This window comes from Methanoregula sp. (assembly GCA_041645435.1).
GTDB lineage: Archaea > Halobacteriota > Methanomicrobia > Methanomicrobiales > Methanospirillaceae > Methanoregula.
Genome location: JBAZQB010000005.1, coordinates 190,287 through 212,839 on the forward strand (window position 1 = coordinate 190,287; position 22,553 = coordinate 212,839).

At 42.9% G+C, this 22,553-nt stretch carries 21 protein-coding genes; 15 read left to right on the forward strand and 6 right to left on the reverse strand.

Going from position 1 to position 22,553, the window contains the following annotated elements:
• Window positions 1-20: 20 nt before the first annotated feature.
• Window positions 21-914, forward strand: a complete 894-nt coding sequence (locus WC593_11935) for a PhzF family phenazine biosynthesis protein (protein ID MFA4825851.1) — start codon at window positions 21-23, stop codon at window positions 912-914.
• Between the two features lie 80 nt (window positions 915-994).
• Here the strand turns inward: WC593_11935 and WC593_11940 are convergent, their stop codons facing one another.
• A complete protein-coding gene (locus WC593_11940) occupies window positions 995-1,375 on the reverse strand; it encodes a type II toxin-antitoxin system death-on-curing family toxin (protein ID MFA4825852.1) in 381 nt (126 codons plus the stop codon).
• Window positions 1,376-1,499: 124 nt separating this feature from the next.
• Here WC593_11940 and WC593_11945 point away from each other — a divergent pair, with 124 nt between their 5' ends.
• A complete protein-coding gene (locus WC593_11945) occupies window positions 1,500-1,934 on the forward strand; it encodes a tellurite resistance TerB family protein (protein ID MFA4825853.1) in 435 nt (144 codons plus the stop codon).
• A 25-nt stretch (window positions 1,935-1,959) separates the two neighbouring features.
• Here the strand turns inward: WC593_11945 and WC593_11950 are convergent, their stop codons facing one another.
• A complete protein-coding gene (locus WC593_11950; GenBank protein MFA4825854.1) occupies window positions 1,960-2,487 on the reverse strand; it encodes a hypothetical protein in 528 nt (175 codons plus the stop codon).
• A gap of 60 nt (window positions 2,488-2,547) precedes the next feature.
• On the opposite strand from WC593_11950, the gene WC593_11955 reads away from it, so the two are divergent.
• Together WC593_11955 and WC593_11960 are read left to right on the forward strand one after the other, a co-directional pair.
• Complete coding sequence (locus WC593_11955; protein MFA4825855.1) at window positions 2,548-3,069, forward strand: YkgJ family cysteine cluster protein; 522 nt, start codon at window positions 2,548-2,550, stop codon at window positions 3,067-3,069.
• A gap of 458 nt (window positions 3,070-3,527) precedes the next feature.
• Window positions 3,528-3,800, forward strand: a complete 273-nt coding sequence (locus tag WC593_11960; protein MFA4825856.1) for a DUF1294 domain-containing protein — start codon at window positions 3,528-3,530, stop codon at window positions 3,798-3,800.
• A gap of 134 nt (window positions 3,801-3,934) precedes the next feature.
• On the opposite strand, the gene WC593_11965 is transcribed toward WC593_11960, so the two are convergent.
• The gene (locus tag WC593_11965) at window positions 3,935-4,123 is read right to left on the reverse strand and encodes a CxxC-x17-CxxC domain-containing protein (GenBank protein MFA4825857.1); all 189 of its coding nucleotides are present in this window, start codon (window positions 4,121-4,123) and stop codon (window positions 3,935-3,937) included.
• Between the two features lie 432 nt (window positions 4,124-4,555).
• On the opposite strand from WC593_11965, the gene WC593_11970 reads away from it, so the two are divergent.
• The 6 genes from WC593_11970 (at window position 4,556) to WC593_11995 (ending at window position 12,071) form a co-directional block, all read left to right on the forward strand.
• Window positions 4,556-5,485 carry an SDR family oxidoreductase gene (locus WC593_11970; GenBank protein MFA4825858.1) on the forward strand — a complete coding sequence of 310 codons (930 nt, stop codon included), beginning with the start codon at window positions 4,556-4,558 and terminating at the stop codon, window positions 5,483-5,485.
• On the forward strand, window positions 5,467-6,714 hold the full coding sequence (locus tag WC593_11975) for a nucleotide sugar dehydrogenase (protein ID MFA4825859.1): 1,248 nt from the start codon (window positions 5,467-5,469) through the stop codon (window positions 6,712-6,714). The genes WC593_11970 and WC593_11975 overlap by 19 nt, the downstream gene beginning before the upstream one ends.
• Window positions 6,715-6,821: 107 nt before the next feature.
• Window positions 6,822-7,889: a UDP-N-acetylglucosamine 2-epimerase (non-hydrolyzing) gene (wecB, locus tag WC593_11980; protein MFA4825860.1), complete on the forward strand. Its 1,068-nt coding sequence runs from the start codon at window positions 6,822-6,824 to the stop codon at window positions 7,887-7,889.
• A 26-nt stretch (window positions 7,890-7,915) separates the two neighbouring features.
• The gene (gene asnB, locus WC593_11985) at window positions 7,916-9,937 is read left to right on the forward strand and encodes an asparagine synthase (glutamine-hydrolyzing) (protein ID MFA4825861.1); all 2,022 of its coding nucleotides are present in this window, start codon (window positions 7,916-7,918) and stop codon (window positions 9,935-9,937) included.
• A gap of 123 nt (window positions 9,938-10,060) precedes the next feature.
• Complete coding sequence (gene rfbA, locus WC593_11990) at window positions 10,061-10,939, forward strand: glucose-1-phosphate thymidylyltransferase RfbA (protein MFA4825862.1); 879 nt, start codon at window positions 10,061-10,063, stop codon at window positions 10,937-10,939.
• A gap of 187 nt (window positions 10,940-11,126) precedes the next feature.
• Complete coding sequence (locus tag WC593_11995) at window positions 11,127-12,071, forward strand: NAD-dependent epimerase/dehydratase family protein (protein MFA4825863.1); 945 nt, start codon at window positions 11,127-11,129, stop codon at window positions 12,069-12,071.
• 765 nt (window positions 12,072-12,836) lie between these two features.
• On the opposite strand, the gene WC593_12000 is transcribed toward WC593_11995, so the two are convergent.
• Window positions 12,837-13,856 (reverse strand): glycosyltransferase, encoded by a 1,020-nt coding sequence (locus tag WC593_12000; protein ID MFA4825864.1) that lies wholly within the window; start codon window positions 13,854-13,856, stop codon window positions 12,837-12,839.
• A gap of 866 nt (window positions 13,857-14,722) precedes the next feature.
• Window positions 14,723-16,546 (reverse strand): hypothetical protein, encoded by a 1,824-nt coding sequence (locus WC593_12005; protein MFA4825865.1) that lies wholly within the window; start codon window positions 16,544-16,546, stop codon window positions 14,723-14,725.
• Between the two features lie 105 nt (window positions 16,547-16,651).
• Here WC593_12005 and WC593_12010 point away from each other — a divergent pair, with 105 nt between their 5' ends.
• From WC593_12010 to WC593_12030, 5 genes are read left to right on the forward strand one after another with little or no spacing between them, the layout of a single operon-like run.
• Entirely contained in the window at window positions 16,652-17,584 is a 933-nt protein-coding gene (locus WC593_12010) for an NAD(P)-dependent oxidoreductase (protein MFA4825866.1), read from the forward strand.
• On the forward strand, window positions 17,581-18,492 hold the full coding sequence (locus WC593_12015) for an NAD(P)-dependent oxidoreductase (protein MFA4825867.1): 912 nt from the start codon (window positions 17,581-17,583) through the stop codon (window positions 18,490-18,492). Before WC593_12010 ends, WC593_12015 begins: the two co-directional genes overlap by 4 nt.
• Window positions 18,470-19,477, forward strand: a complete 1,008-nt coding sequence (locus tag WC593_12020; GenBank protein ID MFA4825868.1) for a radical SAM/SPASM domain-containing protein — start codon at window positions 18,470-18,472, stop codon at window positions 19,475-19,477. Before WC593_12015 ends, WC593_12020 begins: the two co-directional genes overlap by 23 nt.
• Entirely contained in the window at window positions 19,474-20,214 is a 741-nt protein-coding gene (locus WC593_12025; GenBank protein ID MFA4825869.1) for a hypothetical protein, read from the forward strand. The genes WC593_12020 and WC593_12025 overlap by 4 nt, the downstream gene beginning before the upstream one ends.
• Window positions 20,207-20,956 (forward strand): SDR family NAD(P)-dependent oxidoreductase, encoded by a 750-nt coding sequence (locus WC593_12030; protein MFA4825870.1) that lies wholly within the window; start codon window positions 20,207-20,209, stop codon window positions 20,954-20,956. The genes WC593_12025 and WC593_12030 overlap by 8 nt, the downstream gene beginning before the upstream one ends.
• 71 nt (window positions 20,957-21,027) lie before the next feature.
• Here WC593_12030 and WC593_12035 read toward each other — a convergent pair whose 3' ends face one another.
• Entirely contained in the window at window positions 21,028-22,038 is a 1,011-nt protein-coding gene (locus WC593_12035; GenBank protein MFA4825871.1) for a radical SAM protein, read from the reverse strand.
• Between the last annotated feature and the right edge of the window lie 515 nt (window positions 22,039-22,553).

A 22,553-nucleotide genomic window follows, 5' to 3' on the forward strand; every position in this document is an offset into this window, starting at 1 on the left:
AATTCCTGAGGAAGTGATGTATGCAGCGATACCGGTTTAAAAAAATTGATGCGTTTGTACAGGGGCGATCAACGGGTAACCCGGCTGGATGCGTGTACCTGCCGCGGGAAGATGCCCTGTCAGCCGAAGACATGCAACAGATTGCACGGGAACTTGCAGGATGCGTAAACGAGGTAGTCTTTCTCTATCCGGATGATGGGCATACTGCCCTGCGGTTTTTTTCAGCGGAACGCGAAGTTGCGTTCTGTGGTCACGGGACGATCGCGGCCATGTACTATCTCATAAAAAACGACCCGGTGCTTTCAGTCGATCCGGTAACCCGTATTCACGTGGGTGGGCAGGAACTCCTCGTAAGAAACGAGATCGCAACAGCAGATTCGGTTTTTATCAGTGCGCCCCAACCTGTTGAAGAAAAACTTTCAGTATCCCAAGACGGGATTGCAGCTGCATTGCGGATCGCACCCGGTGATATTTCAGAAAATGACCGTATCGCTTGTATCAACGCCGGGCTCTCGACACTGATCGTCCCGATAGACTCGCTCGACCTGCTGCTGTCCATTCATCCGGATCAGCAGTACCTTAAGGAATTCTGCCTGGCAAACGGGATCGAGATCATTTTGGTTTTCTCAACCCGTACTTCAAAGGCAGGGAACAGTTACCGCACAAGGGTATTTGCTCCCATCTTCGGGTATCTTGAAGATCCAGCAACCGGTTCGGGCAATGCGGCACTGGGGTATTACCTGCTCAAAGAGGGTACCTGGGATGGACGTATAATTTCCATTGAGCAGGGGAAGAGCAGGGAGAACCCGAATATCATCCGGCTGGTGAGTGATACGTCAAAGGTGCAGCGCAGTGTATTTTTTGGTGGCAATGCGGTGGTGCGGATTGAGGGGGAATATCTTCTCTCTCCATAAGGATTGCCAAAAACCAGCTCCCCTCACGTCCCAATCTTTTCCTCGCATTACAAGCCGTTACTCCTGTTTGTAAGGATATTTTAAAGTGATATCGGGTTTGACGTTTTTTTACTGTGCGAGTGCAGCCACTCTTCAACATCTGCCTGTTCAACGGTGAACGATGCAATCCCCTGTACCAGATCGGTCATTTCATCATCACCCTCTTCGAGCACGTAGCCGTTGGCGTTGAGGATCATTTCTGCAACAAGCCGTGCAGTACGGTTGTTGCCTTCACGAAACACAGGGTAGGCGCAGAGGGAAAAAAAGGCAAGCGCTGCCCGCTGGTGAACGCTTTCAATGCGGTTGGCTAAAAAGACCATCTGGTGGAGACTGGCTTCCGATAACAGACGGTCATCACCACCATCGGTTTTCATTACCTGTTCGTGGAAGGCGAGGACCTGTTCAACCGTGAGATAGTCCATGCCGTTCAACCGGTTTTACTCCTTAAAGGATTATGTGCGGTGCCATATAAATCCGGGGAACTTTCCATCATAGTCGTATTGTATTGAACGGGCGAAAGAGTGATGTCATCCTGCATCCAATAATATGAAAAAATTGGTGTTCATTATGGGAATTTTTGACAAGTTAACCGGAAAGACTGCAACGCTCAACCCGAAATCAGCCCTCGTGCTCTCTGCCATCACCGTTATCGCGGCAGATGGTGTCATCGACCAGGCCGAGATGAACGATCTCGCAAAGATCTGCCGTGGCGACCAGAAATCCATTGATACCGCTATGCAGGTATTAAAGGCTAACAAGTTCCCCGGTGTGATTGACATGATCGCAAATGTCCTTGACGAGAAGCAGAAGATTGCCACGCTCGCCATTCTCTGCGATCTTGCCATGTCCGATGGTGTGCTTGCCGGAGAAGAAAAGGCAATCCTTCAGATGTACATGGACAAGTTCGGTGTCCCTGAAGCAACGATGACCCCGATCATCGAAGCAATTGCGATCAAGAACGACTTCTCGATCTTTGCTTAAAAAAACAATTGTATCCTTTTTTCTGTTACACTTTACGGATCTCGTTGTAGAGCGAGACTACCGATAAGCTCACGAGATTGAGCGTTGTCGCGGCATACCAGAGCAGACTCTCTAACGGTGAGAGTGTCGCAATCCAGCCTGACCACAGCATCAGGCATATGATCGAGAACGAAAGAAGGGTGTCGAGAGCAAGAAATACCATAGGCCGTAAGAAAAATCGTCCTGCCTGGGCTAACGTGCAGCACTCAAACCTTGCCGGGAGGTGCAACAGGTCCTGGAGCGCGTATGCACTGTTCATAAAAAGGTCTGCAATTGCCCAGATGATGATCAGCCATCCGGCTGCTGCAAACACTGATCCCCCTGCCGCTCCTGCACGGAGGATGCTGATACCAAAGATCATCTTATAGATGCAGAACGGAACGCCGATCGTCAGGCTCAGAAAGAACGGGCGCAGGAAAAACCGCTGGATTGCATCCGATTCCCGTGCATACCTGCATGCAGGTGCATTACCGTTGCCAGTTTGCTCACAACCGGGTGAAATGGTTTTTGCCATGTATCAGGGAGAGTATGGTGTGGCACGGATATATCAGCTGCGGACACGGTGCCTTTTTTTATGGTCCGGGCAATCATTACGGTACCAGGAGCCGGTGATATGGGGTTTGAGTGCCACCAGTGCGGGGAGTGCTGTTCCCATCTGGGGCTTGTTCACAGCATACGAAAAGATCTGGGGAATTTTCACTTTATTGTGTTCAACCAGTATACTTCGGATGAAACCGAAGTAACCATCGATGCCGATAAGCACGAACTTTTCCTGGACAAGAGCATCTTTGCAAAACTTCCCGAGGCATGCCCGTTTTTCCGGCATATGCCCGGCAGCGAGAAGGCATACTGCACGGTCCACTTAACACGGCCGGATATCTGCCAGGACTTCTCCTGCTGGCGGCTGTTGATTCTCAATCATACCGGGCGGCGGGTTGGGCGTGTCATGTTCCGGCGCTCGCTTGTCACCGATGATGCCCTTTTAGACCGGATCTGGGAGGAATGCATCGATCCGTTGCAGGAGGATGATGATGCAGTCTGGGATAAGGAAGTTGCCCAAATTCTCACGCGGGCGGGTTATATTGTAAGGCAATAATTGTGGCATTCAGCATTATCAAATCTCAAAAACAATTCTCGCATGTTCTTCGAGGCGCCAAAAAAGTACACACCTCATCATTGAGGGATGCAAATGGATTATCGTTAAAAGCAATTTACTTATGAGATTTCCCCCCTGATTGGGTCGCGGCGATGCCTCAACGGGTCGCCGCTGGGCCGGGAAGTAATTCCCCCTACTTTAAACCAATTGAACCGCCGCGGGGGCGGCGGCATTCATCGTATTTTGGGGTATGGTGGCATCAGTCCCCATCTCTTTGATGACTCATAATCCTGATTTACCCACTAAAAATAGTGAGAAGCACGGCAATAATTTCTGCCCTGAATTCAGCAGTTATACTGCACCCGCTCACAACGGGATAAAGGATCAACAGGGTCTGATACCCGAAGCAAAGGACTCACAACGAAAAAACAATAACTCCGTTTCGCGAAACAAAAAGGGTGACTGCTCTTTCCTTACCGGTTCTTTTTCTGGCTATCTACACCGTTCTCAATATCATAGCGTTTCTTCTTTATGCAAATGACAAGCGGAAAGCAAAAGTTAATACATGGCGGACCCCTGAGAATCTGCTGCTGGCAGTTGCTGCGCTTGGTCCTTTCGGTGCATATGCAGCAATGCGGATGTTCCGGCATAAGACCCAGAAACTAAAATTTTACCTTGTGCCGGTATTTCTGATAGTCCACGTTGTGCTAATCATCATCTTGTTACGATGATTTTCCCGATGTGTTCTGGATCTACAGGGGATACTGACAGAGTCCTTGTGCTCGTGGATAAACCGACACGTATCCGTATCGGGTTAAAAAACGTACAATAAACAATTGCAGAAAATGGAAAAAAATTAATGAAATTAGAACCGGGGTTTCCGGTGTTTCGGGAGGCAGTCCCTGCAGTATACGGGCCTGCCCTCGGTTGGCTTAAAGGGTACTTCGCATTCCTTCCCACAGTCTGAACAGGTTGTCTTTGTCATTTCTCGTGGGCCCTGGTCTCTTGCGCCGCCAAAATTTCTCTGGCCGCCGAATTTATTATCTCCAAACATGATAGTTCTCAAACAGTCATTTGAATAACTGTGCTACAATATATGTCGTAATTGTTTATAAAAAGTGCGATACTACCTACCCCCACTCCTTGGAATCCGGGAAAACCCTGGGATCTCAAAAAAACGTATTTCCGTTATATCGTGAACCCCCTTTTCCTTATCACAGGAGCATGGCATGGTTGTTTACTTCAGCTCATTTTTGCCCCCTGGAAGGCTTTTTCCCGTGGACTCGTGGGTAATTCAGGGTCGTGTACAATGAGATTTTGTACTGGAACTGATGATTCATGGCATCTGGTCAGCTCATCGCGAGGAAACCCAAAATCCCGATTCGGATAAACCGGTGTTTTAATGTTTCAAAACACAATAAATAATTAATTTGCATACTGATGGATAAAAAAACCATCCATAGCATTAGTATGAGGATATGACAGAATGCGATTTGTTGTGACTGGGGGAGCGGGTTTTATTGGCTCCCATATTGCCGATGCACTTGCCAATCGTGGGGATGAGGTCGTTATTCTTGATAACCTCTTTTCCGGCAGGATGGAAAATATTCGGGGGTTATTGAATGCACCGACGGTAACTTTTGTAAATGGCAGTGTTACTGATCAGGCACTTCTTTTAAAAGCCTGTAATGGTGCGGATGGCATATTTCATGAAGCTGCAATCACTTCAGTTCCGCGATCCGTAAAAGATCCTCTTGCTTCAAATGAAGCAAATGTGTCAGGAACCCTGAATGTTCTGGTTTCCGCTCAAAAATGTGGAATAAAAAAGATCGTCTACGCATCCTCCTCCTCAGTTTATGGGGATATGCCCACACTCCCCAAAAGGGAGGATATGGTGCCAAATCCAAAGTCCCCGTATGCGATCACAAAAATGACCGGTGAATACTATCTGAACGTCTTTCATGAACTTTATGGAATGAATACGGTTTCGCTGCGATATTTCAATGTCTTTGGGCCACGGCAGGATCCCAATTCTGAATATTCAGCAGTTATTCCGAAATTTATCACAAAAGTCCTGCGTCACGAATCACCGGTAATCTATGGGGACGGATCGCAGACCCGGGACTTTACGTTTGTGAAAGATGTTGTGCAGGCCAATATCCGGGCAATGGAGCGTGACGCGCAGGGTGTTTTCAATGTTGCATACGGAAACCGCATCACCTTGATCAAGCTCGCACAAACGATTATGGATGCATTTGGTGAGGCACTTCCTCTCAAATATGAAGACGGGCGATCGGGAGATATCCACGATTCTCTTGCAGATATCTCTGCAGCACAGAAAGCCTTCGGGTATGCACCGGAATATTCGGTCACAACTGGTCTTGAGGAGACGATCGCATGGTACAAAAACCACTAACGGGACAAACGGTTTGTGTTGTGGGGCTTGGTTATGTTGGTACGCCCCTTGCAGAGGCATTTGCTGACCATCTTCCGACCATTGGGTTCGATATTGATCAGGGTAAAATTGATTCGCTTGTCCAATCCGGGTCAAAAATCCTGGCAACGACCGTTCCGGCTGCAATAAAAGATGCAGATTTTGTCATGATCTGCGTTCCAACACCGGTGACAAAAGCCAAAGACCCGGATCTCGGGCCGGTCAGATCGGCAACCACAACCGTTGGCAGGAACCTGAAACGAAATGCGATTGTAGTGCTTGAATCCACCGTGTATCCCGGAGTTACTGAAGAGATCGTAATCCCCCTTCTTGAGCGGGAATCCGGCCTGAAGTGCGGGAAGGATTTCTTTGTCGGTTATTCACCAGAACGGATCAATCCCAATGATGATGCACATACTCTCGATAAAATCACCAAGATCGTTGCCGGTATGGATGAAAAGACCGCAGACAGGCTCGTCGAACTGTACAGTCATATCACCAAGGTCTACCGTGCGCCGGATATCAAAACCGCAGAAGCCGCAAAAGTGATCGAGAACATTCAGCGTGATCTGAATATCGCACTGATGAATGAGCTGGCACTTATCTTTGAGCGCATGGGCCTTGATACCCAGGCAGTGCTCGATGCTGCCGGGACCAAATGGAACTTCCACCCGTACCGCCCGGGGCTTGTAGGCGGTCACTGCATTCCGGTTGATCCCTATTACCTTGTGATGAAGGCTGAAGAGATCGGGTATCACCCTCAGGTGATACTTGCCGGGCGAGCAATAAATGACTCTATGCCAAAACACGTGGCAGGTCTGGCGATCAAGGGGCTCAATGAAGTGGGCAAGGTGATCAATGGCTCCAAAGTCCTGATCATGGGACTTACGTACAAAGAAGATGTTCCGGATACCCGTGAGTCGCCCGTTGAAGAGATTGTTCATGAACTTAAGGAGTTCAAGGTGGATGTGTATGGCTATGATCCATTGCTTCCCGATGAAGTGATCGAGCGGTTTGGCGCAAAACCACTCCCTAACTTAGATATGAAGGTTGATGCGGTGATCATTGCGGTAGCGCATTCTCAGTTCAGGGATATGTCTGTTGAAACACTCCGGAATCTAATGGGTGAAAAACCGGTGCTTGTAGATGTCCGGGGAATGGTGGACCGCACGACTGCAGTGAAACAGGGAATAGTTTATAATCGTCTTTAAAATAAATTCCAGCACAAAAACATAACACATATCCTCAATGTAAGCAGTTTTATATTGGGAATACATCTCCATATTTTATTTAATAAGATCATATCCCGGTGAACATTTTGAAGATCGTTTCCATTGTCGGTGCCAGACCCCAATTCGTTAAATGCGCTCCGGTTTCCCGGGAGATACGCAAGGATCATACAGAAACTCTCGTTCATACGGGGCAACACTATGACCCGGACATGTCCGCTATCTTTTTCCAGGAACTGGAAATTCCGAAACCGGATTATAATCTCGGAATTGGTTCCGGATCCCACGGGGAACAAACCGGAAAAATGGTAATAGGAATTGAAAAGATACTGGAAACTGAGCACCCCGATTTCGTACTGGTTTACGGGGACACGAACTCAACGCTCGCAGGAGCTCTTGCTGCGACAAAACTGCACCTTCCGGTTGCCCATGTCGAGGCCGGTCTCCGTAGTTTTGATCGCACGATGCCGGAGGAGATTAACCGGGTCCTGACGGATCATATTTCAGATCTGCTCTTCTGCCCGACACAAGCCGCTGCAGATAATCTCGAAAAGGAAGGAATCAATAAGGGGGTACATCTCACCGGAGATGTAATGGCAGATGCGTTGGAATATAATCGCGTTCTTGCAGAAGAGAAATCCAGTGTTCTTAAAATGTTTGGACTGGAAGAACATTCCTATCTTGTTTTAACCGTACACCGTCCATCAAACACAGATAATAAAAAAAACATGTCCTGCATCCTTGATGCAATCCGCAAATCAGGAAAGCCAACTGTTTTTCCCGTACATCCAAGAACGCGAAAATTCTTGCAGGACCATGGGATTTGGGATATAATGCCCTCAAATATCATCCTAACTGAACCTCTGGGGTATTTAGACATGATCCAGCTCATGCGTCATGCTGAAAAGATAATAACCGATTCCGGAGGTATACAGAAAGAGGCATATATTTTGGAGATTCCCTGTATTACCCTGAGAGAGAATACAGAGTGGATTGAGACCCTGGAAGGGAACTGGAATGTCCTGACCGGAGCGAATACAGATAAAATCCGGGACGCAATTGTTAATATAAAACCCGATCCCTCAAAACGATATAATCACTATCCTTACGGAGCCTCGAAGAAAATCGCACGATTGCTTGAAATGGCAATGCAGTAGTTCAGGAATTATCAGGACCATTACGTATGTGTGGAATCTCCGTAATAATTGATACGAAATCGAAATTTCAAGTAAATTCTCTCATTTTTCAGATGACTGAATTAGTCAGACATCGCGGACCTGATGACGAGGGTTATGTGGTTTTCTCCGGGTGTGGAGAAATCAATAAAATTACTCCCTGTTATGGTGCGAATACTCCGAAAAATGTGATTGACGGGGATTTTCCCTACTCTCCAAAATATTCCATAACCCGTTTGGCGTCAGAAAAATTCTCCGTAGCATTCGGTCACAGGCGTTTATCAATTGTTGATCTTTCACCAAATGGGCATCAGCCGATGTGTTATGGAAATCAGCGGTACTGGATTGTGTATAATGGAGAGATTTACAATCATCATGAATTGCGTGATGCACTGAAAAAACTCGGTCACCGGTTTATTTCCCATACTGATACGGAGGTACTATTAGCAGCGTATGTACAGTGGGGAACCAATTGTCTGCACCATCTGAATGGTATGTGGGCTTTCGTCATTTTTGATACAAAAGAATCGAAGATTTTCGCTTCCCGTGACCGATTCGGCGTCAAACCCCTCTACTACTGGTTATCTCCGGATGGAATGCTTGCCTTCGCATCAGAAATCAAACAATTTACCGCCCTGCCCGGATGGAAACCTTTTCTGAATAAAGAATGTGCTTATGATTATCTTATAATGGATCTGATGGACCATACTCCCGAAACCCTTTTTCACGGTGTATACCAGATCCCGGGTGGGCATGCGGTCGAATTTCACCTCTCCGATGATCTCAAGAATACCCTTCAGATATATCGCTGGTATCAACTGGAAAAAAAACCTTTTCAGGGAACCTTTGCACAAGCTGCTGATGAGTTCAGGTATCTTTTTACGGATTCTGTCCGATTGCGCCTGCATGCTGATGTTCCTGTTGGATCCTGCCTTTCCGGAGGCCTTGACTCATCCGCAATTGTTTGCATTGCAAATGATCTTCTCAAACAGGAAAAAAAAGAGGAATTACAAAAGACATTTTCTGCGATTTCAGATGTGAAAAAATTCGATGAGCGGGAGTTTATTAATGAAGTTGTTTCTGACAGAAACCTGGATGCTCATTATATCGTACCTACCCCGGAAAAACTATCAGAGCTGCTGGACAGTATAATCTGGCATCAGGATGAACCATTCGGAACTACCAGTATTTTCGCACAGTGGCTTGTATTCAAGCTAGCGGCAGATCAGGGGATAAAGGTGCTTCTCGATGGTCAGGGAGCTGATGAACAATTATGCGGCTATCATATTTTCTCAGGAGCCAGACTGGCCGATTTACTGGTGAAATTAAAATGGGGGAAAATGCTTCATGAAATGGATTCGGCGAAAAAAAACCTCGGCATTTCCTTACCGAAATCAATCAGTCTGGTAGGCATCCAGATTCTTCCGCCAGTTTTCAGAAAGTTCTTTTTCAGAATGTCAAAAAAGGCCTCTATTAATCTTTCATGGTTTGATGACAGGAATGCAAATCACCATTCTGACATCACCGGCTGCCACGGATTTGCTACATCCAGCTACATACAAAAAACTACCTATTCTCAACTTTTTTACACAAGTCTTCCCCTGCTCCTTCACTGGGAGGATAGGGATTCCATGGCCCATTCCGTTGAGTCGCGTGTTCCTTTCCTTGACTATCGGCTTGTCGAATTTATATTTAATCTGCCTGATGAATATAAAATCCAGGATGGGATTACCAAGAAAGTCTTTAGAGAGTGTATGGGGAACATTTTACCGGAAAAAGTCCGGCTGCGTAAAGACAAAATGGGCTTTGTCACTGCCGAAGAAAACTGGGTAACGATAAAAATGCCCGAACACTTTCAGGATCTGCTCAAAGACTCTATCGAATGTTCCAAGGGTATCATTAAAAAAGAATCGCTTGCTCAATTGAATTCCATGATCGAGGGAAAAACGCCGTATTCTTCCATGATATGGAGAGTGATATGCTTCGGGAGATGGATGAAGGTTTTTAAGGTGGATGCAAATTCGGTATGATAATCAGGATAAGTAAGGGATATAAAAATTAGTGAAGTACTGGGGTTTCGTGATTTCCCACAACCTCCTTATTATCCACAGTTGAAATATTATGTGTGTTGCAAAGAAAAACGAGGCGCTAATATGAAAGGAATCATACTTGCAGGGGGAAATGGTTCACGACTCTACCCGATCACTCTTTCACTGAGTAAACACCTTCTCCCGATTTATGATAAGCCGATGATCTACTACCCACTTTCAGTACTTATGCTGGCGGGGATACGGGAGATCCTCATCATATCAACCCCTGAACATATCGATCTCTATAAAAAAATGCTCGGAGATGGTACGTGTCTGGGCCTCAATATCTCATATGCTATCCAGGATCGGCCACGTGGACTTGCTGATGCGTTTCTTGTAGGGGAGACATTCATTGCCGGTGACAAAGTCGCACTGATTTTAGGTGACAATGTCTTCTATGGTCAGAGTTTTACGCCATTATTGCAGGAAGCTGCATCATTAACTAAAGGTGCGGTTGTATTCGGATATTATGTTCGGAATCCGCAGGAGTTCGGTATTGTTGAGTTTGATAATAATGGTGCTGTCCTTTCTCTTGAAGAGAAACCTGATAAGCCTAGATCAAATTATGCCATTCCGGGACTGTATTTCTATGATGAATCCGTAGTTGCTATTGCAAAGCAGTTGAAACCCTCTGCTCGCGGGGAGCTTGAGATCACTGATCTAAACCGGGAATATCTTATTATGGGGAAGTTAAATGTGAGGCTGTTAGGACGGGGTTTTGCATGGCTTGATACTGGAACGTATGACGGGCTCCTTGAAGCATCCAATTTTGTTGGAACGATTCAGAAACGACAGGGGTTGTATATCGCCTGCATTGAAGAGATCGCCTATCATATGGGGTATATCAACAGGGATCAGCTCATTGAGATAAGTAAGAAAATGAATAACACCGATTACGGCAGATATCTTCGAATCGTTGCGGGGCTTGAGGAGAGAAAATAACAGGATTCCCGGTAATAGGTAAACACTTTTTGATAATAATCTCCATGATCTAAAAATATATCCCGAAAAAATCTCTGGATATAGGAAAATATTGAGCCTGATCACATTGAAATCTTGATAAAATGTAAAAAAAAATTATGGTAGTCTCATGAAAGCCATATAAATAAAAAGCATAATAATCCTGTAAATGGTTGTTGAAATGGATACGTGCATAATCTTCGGGGGTAGTGGCTTTATCGGTTCCCATCTTGCAGAAGAACTGGTCAGGAGAAAATATGAAGTAAAAATATTTGGCACATTCCAGAACGGTACAGGAAATCTTACAAATTTTATCGATAATGTAGAACTTATTAAAGGGGATTTTCTGAATCCGCGGGATGTTTCTTCTGCACTGAAAGATGTTGATGTGCTGTTTCATTACATATCGACTACCAATCCTGCTACAATTGCCCGAAATCCTGTTTTCGATATAGAAACAAATGTAATCGGTTCTGTGAAACTCTTTCAGGCTGCGCTTGAAAATGATGTAAAAAGAATTGTATACCCCTCATCGGGGGGGACAATCTATGGAGAAACAAATGGAGAGCCGATTACTGAGAGTTCTGCAAAAAATCCTATCGACCCTTATGCGATATCGAAATTGACTACCGAAAGATATCTTGAATATTTTCACCATACCTATGGTATGAAATATACCGTGTTCCGGTATTCCAATCCTTTTGGCGAGCGACAAAATCCACTGGGCAGGCAGGGTGTAATTCCTCAATTTCTGTACAAAATATTGCACAATGAACCCCCATTGATCTTCGGGAATGGAACTGCAACAAGGGATTATATTTATATCAAGGATTGCATTGACGCAACCCTCGCCGTGTTGGACAGCAGGACAAAAGAAACCGTCTTCAATGTTGGAAGTGGAGAGGCAACAACCCTTTTGAAATTAATTGATATCATGAGAGAGGTTACTGGAAAAGAAATACATCCCGAATTTATCACTGAACATAAGAAATATATTTCAAAGAACGTACTGGACATTTCCAAGATCCATCAGGAAACCGGATGGGTCCCTTCGACCGGATTAAATGAAAGTATTAAGAAAACCTGGAACTGGATATCGACCTGTTTTATTTAACGTGACCATTGACAGAATATATTTTTCCGCTCTATAGAAACAGGCATGAACGGGAGTTCACACCCGAACCATGAAAATCATGTTTGTGATATTCCCCCGCCTCAGGGCCTCTCTTCAGGCACGGCGGGGCAAGGAGGTTTTAGAATATTTAGTCCTCAAACGCCGCGGGGGCGCCCCGTCGGGGGCGGCGACGTTCATCATTGCCGGGGGTATGGGGGTCTCAACCCCCATTATCATATCTTGAGAACACGATTTTCATAGGTAAACCTCAAAATGAATACTTGGATCAATGTTTTTCACGTTCATGGGGGCTTCGGCAATATCCCCATTTTTCCCGGTATATGTTATGTGAACGAGGGCCCGGTGTTTATCTGTAGACTGAGATAATCTATATGAATTGAAGTGCTAAAATAAGCACAGTATAGGGACAATACCAATGAATATTGAATCTAATAACACTGAAATTAAAAAAAATTGTCTGTAACTTTCACAGATTCTTACAATTTCTCATAGTGAAGTTTTTCTTCAGAGCAAAAAAAATCAAAGAAGCGATTGATAGTGATACAGGGTTCTAATGATGTCTTTGAACCGTTGTTACTATTTTTTTCTCATTTTTGGTTACGAAAATTTTTCGAAATTAAAGTCGTTAAAATTAGCAAAGTATAGGTGCTAAACTAGTATATTACCCTACATTTTTCATCGAGTTTTAGTGGTTGAAAGTAGATCTCAAAAAGATCAGAAGATGTTCAGCAAATTCTTACAATCTCAATACATCTCATTTTTTAATCGAAAAATTTTTCTTAAACAATTTCGCCCTCCAGGTACAATGAGTCCACAACCAAGGATAAGGATTGCGAAGAACTCTGCACATTTTCTTATTTTGTCGCCAAACGACTTGCAATGAATCAAAGTCCAAGTATTCAGAGCAAACCCTATAAAAACAAGAGGTGAATACGAGGTCATCAAATCTGATCGTATTATACCAGCAAAAAGGCATAATCGCATATGTCCGCGTATCGCAGCATTCAATTCCCGGCGATAATCGGAAACGTCATCCCCCAATTCGCTGATAATCCGGATAAAAATATTAATATTGTCAATATACCCGGAAGGATTTTTAAAAAGGCGTTGAGTCGATTCAGAATGTTCCCCCTGTCGGTAAAAAAGCAGGGCATCTGCAACAAAAGCAATATCAAAACGGCGGGCAATTTTTAGCCACTGATAATAATCTCCGGCATAGGGAAATTCATAAGAAAACAATCCCACGGAGTCATATACCTCTCTTTTCATAATCACCGAAGGACAATCAATTGGATTTCCAGTTTCCAATATCATTCTGAAACCTTCAGGTGCAGAAAAAACAATATCATGATCGGATACTCCAATCTTTTTTTGTCTGTCATTGAATAAAACCTGGACCGAGGTAAATGTCATCGCAACGGAAGGGTGGGACTCCATAAATTTCACACAGGTTTTTGTAAAATTGGTATCGATATAATCATCGGAATGGAGGATATGGATATATTTCCCTGTTGCAAGTTCGATGCATCTGTTGAAATTACCGAAGAGGCCTAGATTTGTCTTGTTTTTAAAAAATTTTAACGGGGTGTCTTTGTATCTTGCAATTACGGACTCAATATTATCAGAAGATGCGTTATCCACAACAATGACTTCAATATTCGGATATGATTGCGAAAGAGCGCTGTCTATTGCTTTACTAACCATTTCAGCACGGTTATAAGTCGGAATACAAATCGACACCAGTGAGGATTCGTCTATTTCCAATTAATCACCTGAATAATTGATGTACCTAAGTGGATTGATAGAGCATTTCAATCATTTGGATAGTTGGAAGAGCTCGCCATATCGTACGCCTGACCCATTCCCACTGAGAACTTTGGGTATCGTTCCTGAAGTTGCCATAGTTGTCTTAAATAAATTCATGCAGGATCTGGACTAGAAAACAACATGTGGCCCGGGGAAATCTCTATTCATCTTTCAATTCGTTAAACAACTGTTATTCATTTGTCTTTTTTCATACGTTTGTTAGTGATTTGGTATCTTCACCTGCTGCTGGTATGTTGAACTCCCATATCCCGCGGAATCCGAAAGTTAAATGGATCGACATTTGTCTTTGATGTAAATCAATGGGAACAATCGCTGTTCTATCTGTCCAGATCATCGATATCAGGATGATACCCTGAAGGACCCGATAGTGCCTTTTACTCCTGTGCTGGGTTATCATGGCGATCAGGATGGTGAACCGAGGAAGTCTTATTTACACTGATAAATTCCGAAGTGATAACAGTCTCGTCTGATATGATTTTGCCATATGAGAATCGATTATGGTAAACAATTCGTCAACGGCAAATTCTACATCAATAGTATCGAGGGATTCTGGTCTTTTACCAAAGAACGACTGATGAAATATCGTGGTATGAATCTCAGGTAATTCCCCCACTACCTCAAAGAATTAGAATCTCGATACAATCACCGTCATCACGATCTTGATGATTATTTAGTGAAATGTATCTATGAGTATTCTCGGGTGGCTTTTATTCAGTAATCCCCAAAAATAATTTCAAGATTGTACAAATCCATGTCATGAATCGTTCATATTATAAATTCCTATAAATCCATGATTCTCCAATTTAAGAAATAATCTCCACTATCTTTTGTTCATCAACAGGTGAAAAAATTTGCTTGACATATGTTTGAATCTCTTCAGTTGATGGATATTCGCCATTCAGAATTTTGTAAGATTGAATTCGTATCTGCTGGGGGGTACTTACAGATGGTATGATTTTAGCATCTTCGAAAATATTCATGTCAATGGTAAAATCTGATTTAATGTGAAGCAATGGGATTCCCAGAGAGGCTGCTTCTACAGAAGCTGTTGAATCGCTATAAATCACCAGATCCGTTGTTTCAAATAAGGTGCTTATGGGCTTTGATGAGAAAGAGAATATTTTGGGTAGACTTTTAATTGACTTCATCATCCGTTCACTGTCCATAACAGGGTGCGGTTTAAAAGTAATTGATAAATCTTCAATATCACTGAATGCATACACACATTTAAAGATCATCTCAAGTGACCTATCAATATCTCCAGATAATACGACGAGAATCTTGGATTTTCTATCTGATTGTTGCCATTTATCTATAAGTGTTAAATTCCCGTATCGTAAAGATCCAATTATTTGAATATCCGCATCTTCAAAACCGGATTCTAGAAGTATTTCCTTTGCCTGAAGCCCATTAACAAGGATGACATCTGGAATTGGAATCAATTTTTTTTCTTGTAATGATAGAGAATAGCACAAATACATCTTATCCACTCTTGATGAAGCGTATCCAACTATCTTTGTACTAGGTGAAAATTTACGAATTCCTTCAATAGTCATCTTTTCCCAGATATGATTTTCAAAAGTGTAGATGAACGTTTTTACAGAAAATTGCCGTGCCATTCTTTGTGCAGCGAAATAATAAAGAGCACATTGTTCGGCCCGATTACTATACTTATCCCTTGTATATTCTTCATTGAGCAGATCAGAAATTTCGTGCCCTAAAAAAAATATATCGAGCGTTTTATTAGTTTTTCTGCACTGCGCGAGCTGCCATGCACGTATTATATCGGAAAACTCTAAAAAATCTTCAAATAATCTCCATTGAAAATTTAATCTGGACAATTTTTGTAACGCTTCAAGATAGGAAATAGTTCCTAGTACATCAATCATATACAATTTATTATTTTTTTCCAGTATTTTTCCGAGATTACCAAAATATGTCTCAGAAAAGGACCCTTCAATAGTAAAGGAACGCTGATCTGTCCAGGAATGTATCGCAATAACAGGTTCTTTCGTGACAATTTCGTGTCCTGATACTTTTCGAATTTGTAACAATCTCGCGAAAAAAATTCTCAAGAAAAAATAGCGAAAAAATAATACTTTGTTATATGTGAACTTGATCTTCTCCCGAATTAATTGAGGAATTGTCTTTGATATAGGATCAACATCAAATAATTCTATCTTTACCTGATTCTCAAAGTTTTTCTGGATAGTACGGATTAATGCTGATTCCTCACAAAAAACACAAATATTTCCGAGATATTTTTTAATTATCTGGTCTAGCGTTTTAAGATAGCATAGCATCAGAAAGAGATCTGACTCATATGTATTTTTTTCAGATACAGAAGTAAGAATCCATGCATTTTTATTCTTATTATTGGCAAAATTACCGACAGAATCGATATAGGGTTTTCGCAAAGTGCATGCAGTTTCCTGTAGGATCTCACTAGTATCTATTCTTTCAATCCTGTCTCCAATGATGTTTTCTATCTCAGAAAAGATCATGAAATCTTTTCCTAGATATATCCAATAATCCAATTCATTGCTGGTTTTAGTACAAAAAAATTTGACAGCACTCTCTGGTTTTGCACGAACCATTACAATTTTCTTTCGATTCTTTATTGGCATATTGAATAATTCCGATTCTCTATGTAATGATAAATTTCCTGTTTTTGCTATACTATTATTAGTTATTGTCAGAATATTAATAGACCAGCACTTGTGTGATGCCTTATGAAAAGACCCTCCGTTGCAATTACAATACGCTCTTTTGATCAATACGGTCGGGCAATGAAAAAGCTAAACGATGAATTTGAAATCGTGTACGTTAATTCTACTGGTTTACGGTTATCTGAAGATGATCTAATTTCTGCCATTCAAAATGCTGAGTATGTAATTGCTGGAACCGAAATATTTTCAAAAAAAGTTCTCGATGCTTCGACAAATCTTAAAGTGATATCAAGGGTTGGAGTAGGGATTGATAACGTCGATATTACTGCTGCAGAAAAACATAATATTTACATCCTGAATACACCCGAATCACCGGTACTTGCTGTTGCCGAGCATACACTTGCCCTCCTACTAACCATATTAAAAAATATCCAAAAATACAATAACCAAATGAGGATGGGTAATTACGCAGTCGAACCGGGTCAAATATTATGTGGAAAAACTGTAGGTATAGTTGGTCTAGGAAGGATCGGTTATCGTGTGGCAACAATGCTTGCCGCGCTCGGATGTACTATCTATTATTATGACCCGTATACACGAATTAGTCCCCCCTCTGAATGGATTTCAGTATCATCGCTGGAAAACCTTGTGAGTTCCGTTCAAATCGTTTCTCTCCATACTACCCCGCAAAAAGAGGGAACTGCGGTTTTTGATAGCAGGATTTTCGTACAGTGCAAAAAAGGAATCATCGTGATCAACACGGCACGCGGATCATTGATCGATGAACGTGCACTCGCTGATGCTTTGGATGCAGGTATCGTAACAGCTGCAGGTCTGGATGTTTTTTCGACAGAACCCTATAGGGGTGAACTGCTTAAATATTCTCAGGTAATAGTTACACCGCATGTGGCTTCCAATACCATTGAATCTCGTCAGCAGATGGAAATGGAAGCGGTTGAACATACCATTGATGCAAAAAGGAGAATAACACAATGAAAGCGTTTCTTACCGGAGGATCTGGTTTTCTCGGACATCACCTTGCAAAAGAACTGGTAAAACAACGCATTGAAACCATTATTTACGATATCTGTGAACCATCAGGAATTCCTGCTGGAGGAAATATTCGTTCACTCTGCACATACATCCAGGGTGATGTGCTTGACTACGAAAAAATCACAGACGCAATGCAGGGCTGTGACTATGTTTTCCATACTGCCGCAATCGCTGATGTGGATCAGGCACGGAAAATCCCGAGAAAAACTATGGAAGTGAATGTTATAGGTACAACGAACTGCCTAGACGCCGCTCGGGAGGCGGGTGTAAAACGTTTTCTTTTCGCAAGCACGGTATATGTCTCTGGTAATCGGGGCTCATTTTACCGGCTCTCAAAACAGACGTGTGAATCTCTATGCAAGACATACCATGAAGAATTCGGGCTTGAATATACGGTCCTCCGATACGGTAGCCTGTATGGTAGGGAACCCAATCACTGGAACTTCATTTATGGAGTGTGCAAATCCCTGCTGAAAACCGGCGAATTTACCTATTCGAGCTCTCCAGAAGCGGTCCGGGAATATATCCACATCAATGATGCAGCCAGGGAGACGGTACGAATCGCCAGTGATCGGCAGTTTGCCAACAAGGCAATCCTCATTACAGGCCACCAGAGGATGAAAATGAGAGAATTTTTTGATATGGTCCAGGAAATCTTGGGAACAGAGATTAAGATTCACTACACTCCTTCCGGTAACAACCCCCACTATATTATTACCCCGTACACTTTCGACATCGATGTGCCGGTTCGTGTGAATCTCTCAACATATGTTGATATTAGTGAGGGGATACTGGATTGTCTGAAACAAGTAAAAAAGGAGTTGGACAATGACAAAAATGTTCAAGAGTGAATCGACGATTCAGGTAAATTCAAACTTTCATATTCTTGCTGGTAAGAGTGTTGTAGATCGTGCGGATGCTCGCTATCGTGAGTACCGGAAGAAATGGGAAGACTGGTCCGTTCATTTTACATATGGTGAGTTCCCTCTTCACCTTGATATTGAGCCCACAAATACCTGTAATCTCCGTTGCCCTTTCTGTGCAACTACGTATAACCGATACAAACCGGGATTCATGAAAGAAGGAACCTGGAAAAAAATTCTCGATGAGTGTGGGAAAAATAATTTGTACTCGCTTAAATTTACTTACCGGGGTGAACCACTCCTCCATCCAGACCTTTCGAAAATGGTGAGATATGCAAAGGATGTAGGTATTATGGATGTCTATTTCAATACCAATGCTGTCAAACTCAATGAGTCCGTGATTCGTGAATTGATCGATGCAGGGCTCGACCGGATCTCCATCTCATTCGAAGGCTATTCTAAAGAGGTTTATGAAAAATACCGGGTGGGTGCCTCATTTGATCATGTTGTGAAAAATATCGAAATGCTGCGGGATATAAAAAAAGAGCTTGGTGTCGAAAAACCACTTGTCAGAATTCAAACGGTACTTGTGCCAGAATTGCGGAGACATGAACAAGAATATGCTGCTTTCTGGGAAACCAGGTCGGATGAAGTTGCATATCTTGATATGAAAGATGAGATGGAGAATCCTGATCATAGGGGGATAATCGATAACTGGGCCTGTCCCCAACTGTTCCAGCGAATGACAATAACATGGGAGGGCACAATCCTTCCTTGTGTCCATGACATTTATGAATGGATGTTACTCGGGAAAATTGAGGATACCACTATCAAAGAGGCTTGGCATAGTGCAGCCGAACTGAATTATCGTGAACAACACAAAGCTGGAAAGGCACATGAAATACCGGCTTGTGACCGATGCCCATTACGGGAGAATGAGATCGATAAGATACGTGGAGGAAAGTTTGTATGATTGTTGCATTTCTTATGGGGAGGGGTGGAAGTTCTGGATTCCCCGGAAAAAACGTATACCCGGTTCTTGGCAGACCTCTGATGGAATATCCCCTCATTGCAGCAACCTGTTCAAAATTTATTGACAGGATATTTGTTTCCACGGATTCGTCAGAAATAAAACAAATCGGTAGAAAATACGGAGCGACGATTATCGATCGGCCTCCAGAACTATGCACATCACAGGCGCTTGGTGAGGATGTGTATGTTCATGCATATACCGAAACAAAAAAGGGTCTCAAGGAACCAATCGATCTGATTGTTCTCCTGATGTGCAATGCAGCAACAATAACCGGTGACCTCATTGATGAAGGTATTCAGATCCTTCAATCACACCCGGAATATGATTCCGCTGTCAGTGTATCTTCATATAATATGTGGAGTCCCCTCAGGGCTCGAAAGGTAGGAGATGACAAACTTCTGCACCCGTTTGTCCCATTTACAGCATTCGGGGATCCAAAGACCCTGAACTGTGATCGCGATTCACAAGGAGATGTATGGTTTGCAGATATGGGAGTATCCATTGTGCGTCCGTATAATCTTGAACACCTTGAGGAGGGATTGCTACCCCAGAAATGGATGGGACGGAATATCTACCCACTCAAACAGTGGGGTGGTCTTGATGTGGATTATGAATGGCAGATTCCTCAGGTAGAGTTCTGGCTGAAAAAACATGGTTTTAATGAGTCCGATGTTTGAAGAAATCAAGAATAAAAGGGTTCTTATTACCGGTGCATCTTCTGGTATAGGAGCATGTACTGCGGAGCTTTTTGCATCTTATGGTGCGACTGTCGGTATTCACTATAATACCAACGAAAAAGATGCAAAAGAATTAGAGAGAGAAATAAGTAATCGATTTTCTTCACCCGTTCTGATCAAAGCAGATCTCCTCAATATTGATGAAACTAAAAGGGTCGTTCAAACATTTATTGATAAAACTGGTGGAATTGATATACTGATTAATAATGCAGGGTCTATCATCGGAACTCCCCATTTCTTAAAGATGAATGATGAGTCATGGGATAAAACACTGAATCTTAATCTTAAGGCCCCATTTTTTCTGGCAAAGTCTGCTTTTTCATATATGATGACCAGTGGCGGCGGTCGTATCATCTCTATTAGTTCCATTGCTGCAAAATATGGGGGGTCTACATCATCTATCCATTATGGTGCAGCAAAGGCCGGTATTGAAGCTGTCACACGAACTCTTGCAAGAGAAGGGGCCCAATATAATATTCTGGTGAACGCAATTGAACCCGGTGTGATTGAGACAAAATTCCATAGAAAAATTGGCAGATCCTCGCTAGAAGGAAGGGTTAAAAGTATTCCTTTGAAACGTGCTGGAAAACCGCTTGATGTCGCTCGTCTCTGCGTATTCCTTGCTTCCGATGCCGGGGACTATATTACCGGGCAGGTGTATGGCGTTACTGGAGGGGACTGATTAATTCCCTTTGACATACGAGAAAATATTATTAGAGCATGAATGTTTTTTCAATGCAGGAATCATACAGGTCACCAGTACATATTTTTATATTCCTCCGCCAACCGTGAATACATATCATTTCCTTCAGGAGTGTCATCTTCAGCAACCTTTATCTCAGAAAACCGGTTTTCGGGCATCTTGATGTACAGAGGAAATGTCCTTAAGAGGCCTTCGATCTCTTTTTTGGACAGTTGCGGCATATCCAAAGAGGATTCAAGAATCGAATGGACATTCCCTGTGTCTTTCATGTAACCTTCGCGAATGGCGATCTCCCGTAGATGCGTGCCATGGTAAGGTTTGAAGGCAAAACAATTTGTGCTGTCGATATTGATCATTCGGTTAAGCCGGATGGTGTCAAAAATCAGCTCACGGGTTTCACCGGGAAATCCTAGCATATTATTGACGGTTATGGGTATCCGGTGCTTCTTAAGTATGCCAAAAGCATCGATTACCTGTTGATTGGAAAATTTCTTTTTCAATACGGTCTTTCTGAATTCTTCATTTCCATGTTCAATACCTACAGATAATCGGTCGCATCCCATCTTTTTAAGCAGCGCAATCTTAAACTCTGAAATGGTTTCTATCCGCGACTGACACCAGAACGGGAGATGAATGGACTTGATATATTCTTCCGCAAAGGTCTGGAATTTTTCATCGTTCATGGCAAGAAACGTTTCTGAATTAAAATAAATATATTCGGCATTGTAAGTTTTTACATGATGTATGAGTTCTTCGATAATGCGGGTAACTGTCTTAAAACGGTGGTATGTACCCGAAGTTTCCTTCTTATAAAGTTCCCGCAATGATGGCGCTGCACAAAAAGTGCATTGATACGGGCAGCCTCGATCAATCTCGATGGGGATCATCCTGAAAATTTTACCCTGCATCGGCCTGAAAAAACGTGCTTCCTCAAACAATGAGTAGTCATTATAAGGGATCTCATTGAGATTCACCAACGGACGCATGGGATTTTTAATAACCCGACCCCCACGTTTAACCCAGATGTTTTTAATGTCATCGTAGGTTTTCCCTGATGCCATTCTTTCGCACAATTCCGGAAGTGCCTCATCCCCCTCCCCATAACAGAGCAAGTCGATCTCTTTATTCCTCATAACCATTTCCGGAGCGAGAATAGCCTGTACTCCGCCAGCGATAACCGGAATGTTAAGATAGGACACCATTTTAAGGAGGTTTATGGCCAGATCAAACGTATCCTCAACAATAGTGATTGCTATTAGATCCGGTTTGAACGTCTTGACCTTACGAACAAAATCCTCATAAACATCTGATTCTTTGTACCGTATGCCGAACTTGGAATAATCAAATGGGCGAAGCTGGAGATATTCAACCCGTTTGTCATCAACACTTATTTCCTCAGTTTTATAGAGTGTAGTATCGAACAGATCAACAATATAACCCGATTTTTTTAAACAGGCAGAAAGGATCGATATGTTACTGGGGAGCAGATTGACCATCTGCATATTAGGATATACGAGTAAAACCCTGAAATTTTGCATTTTTCAATCTCCATTATTTCTTGAATGTGACGATAAAT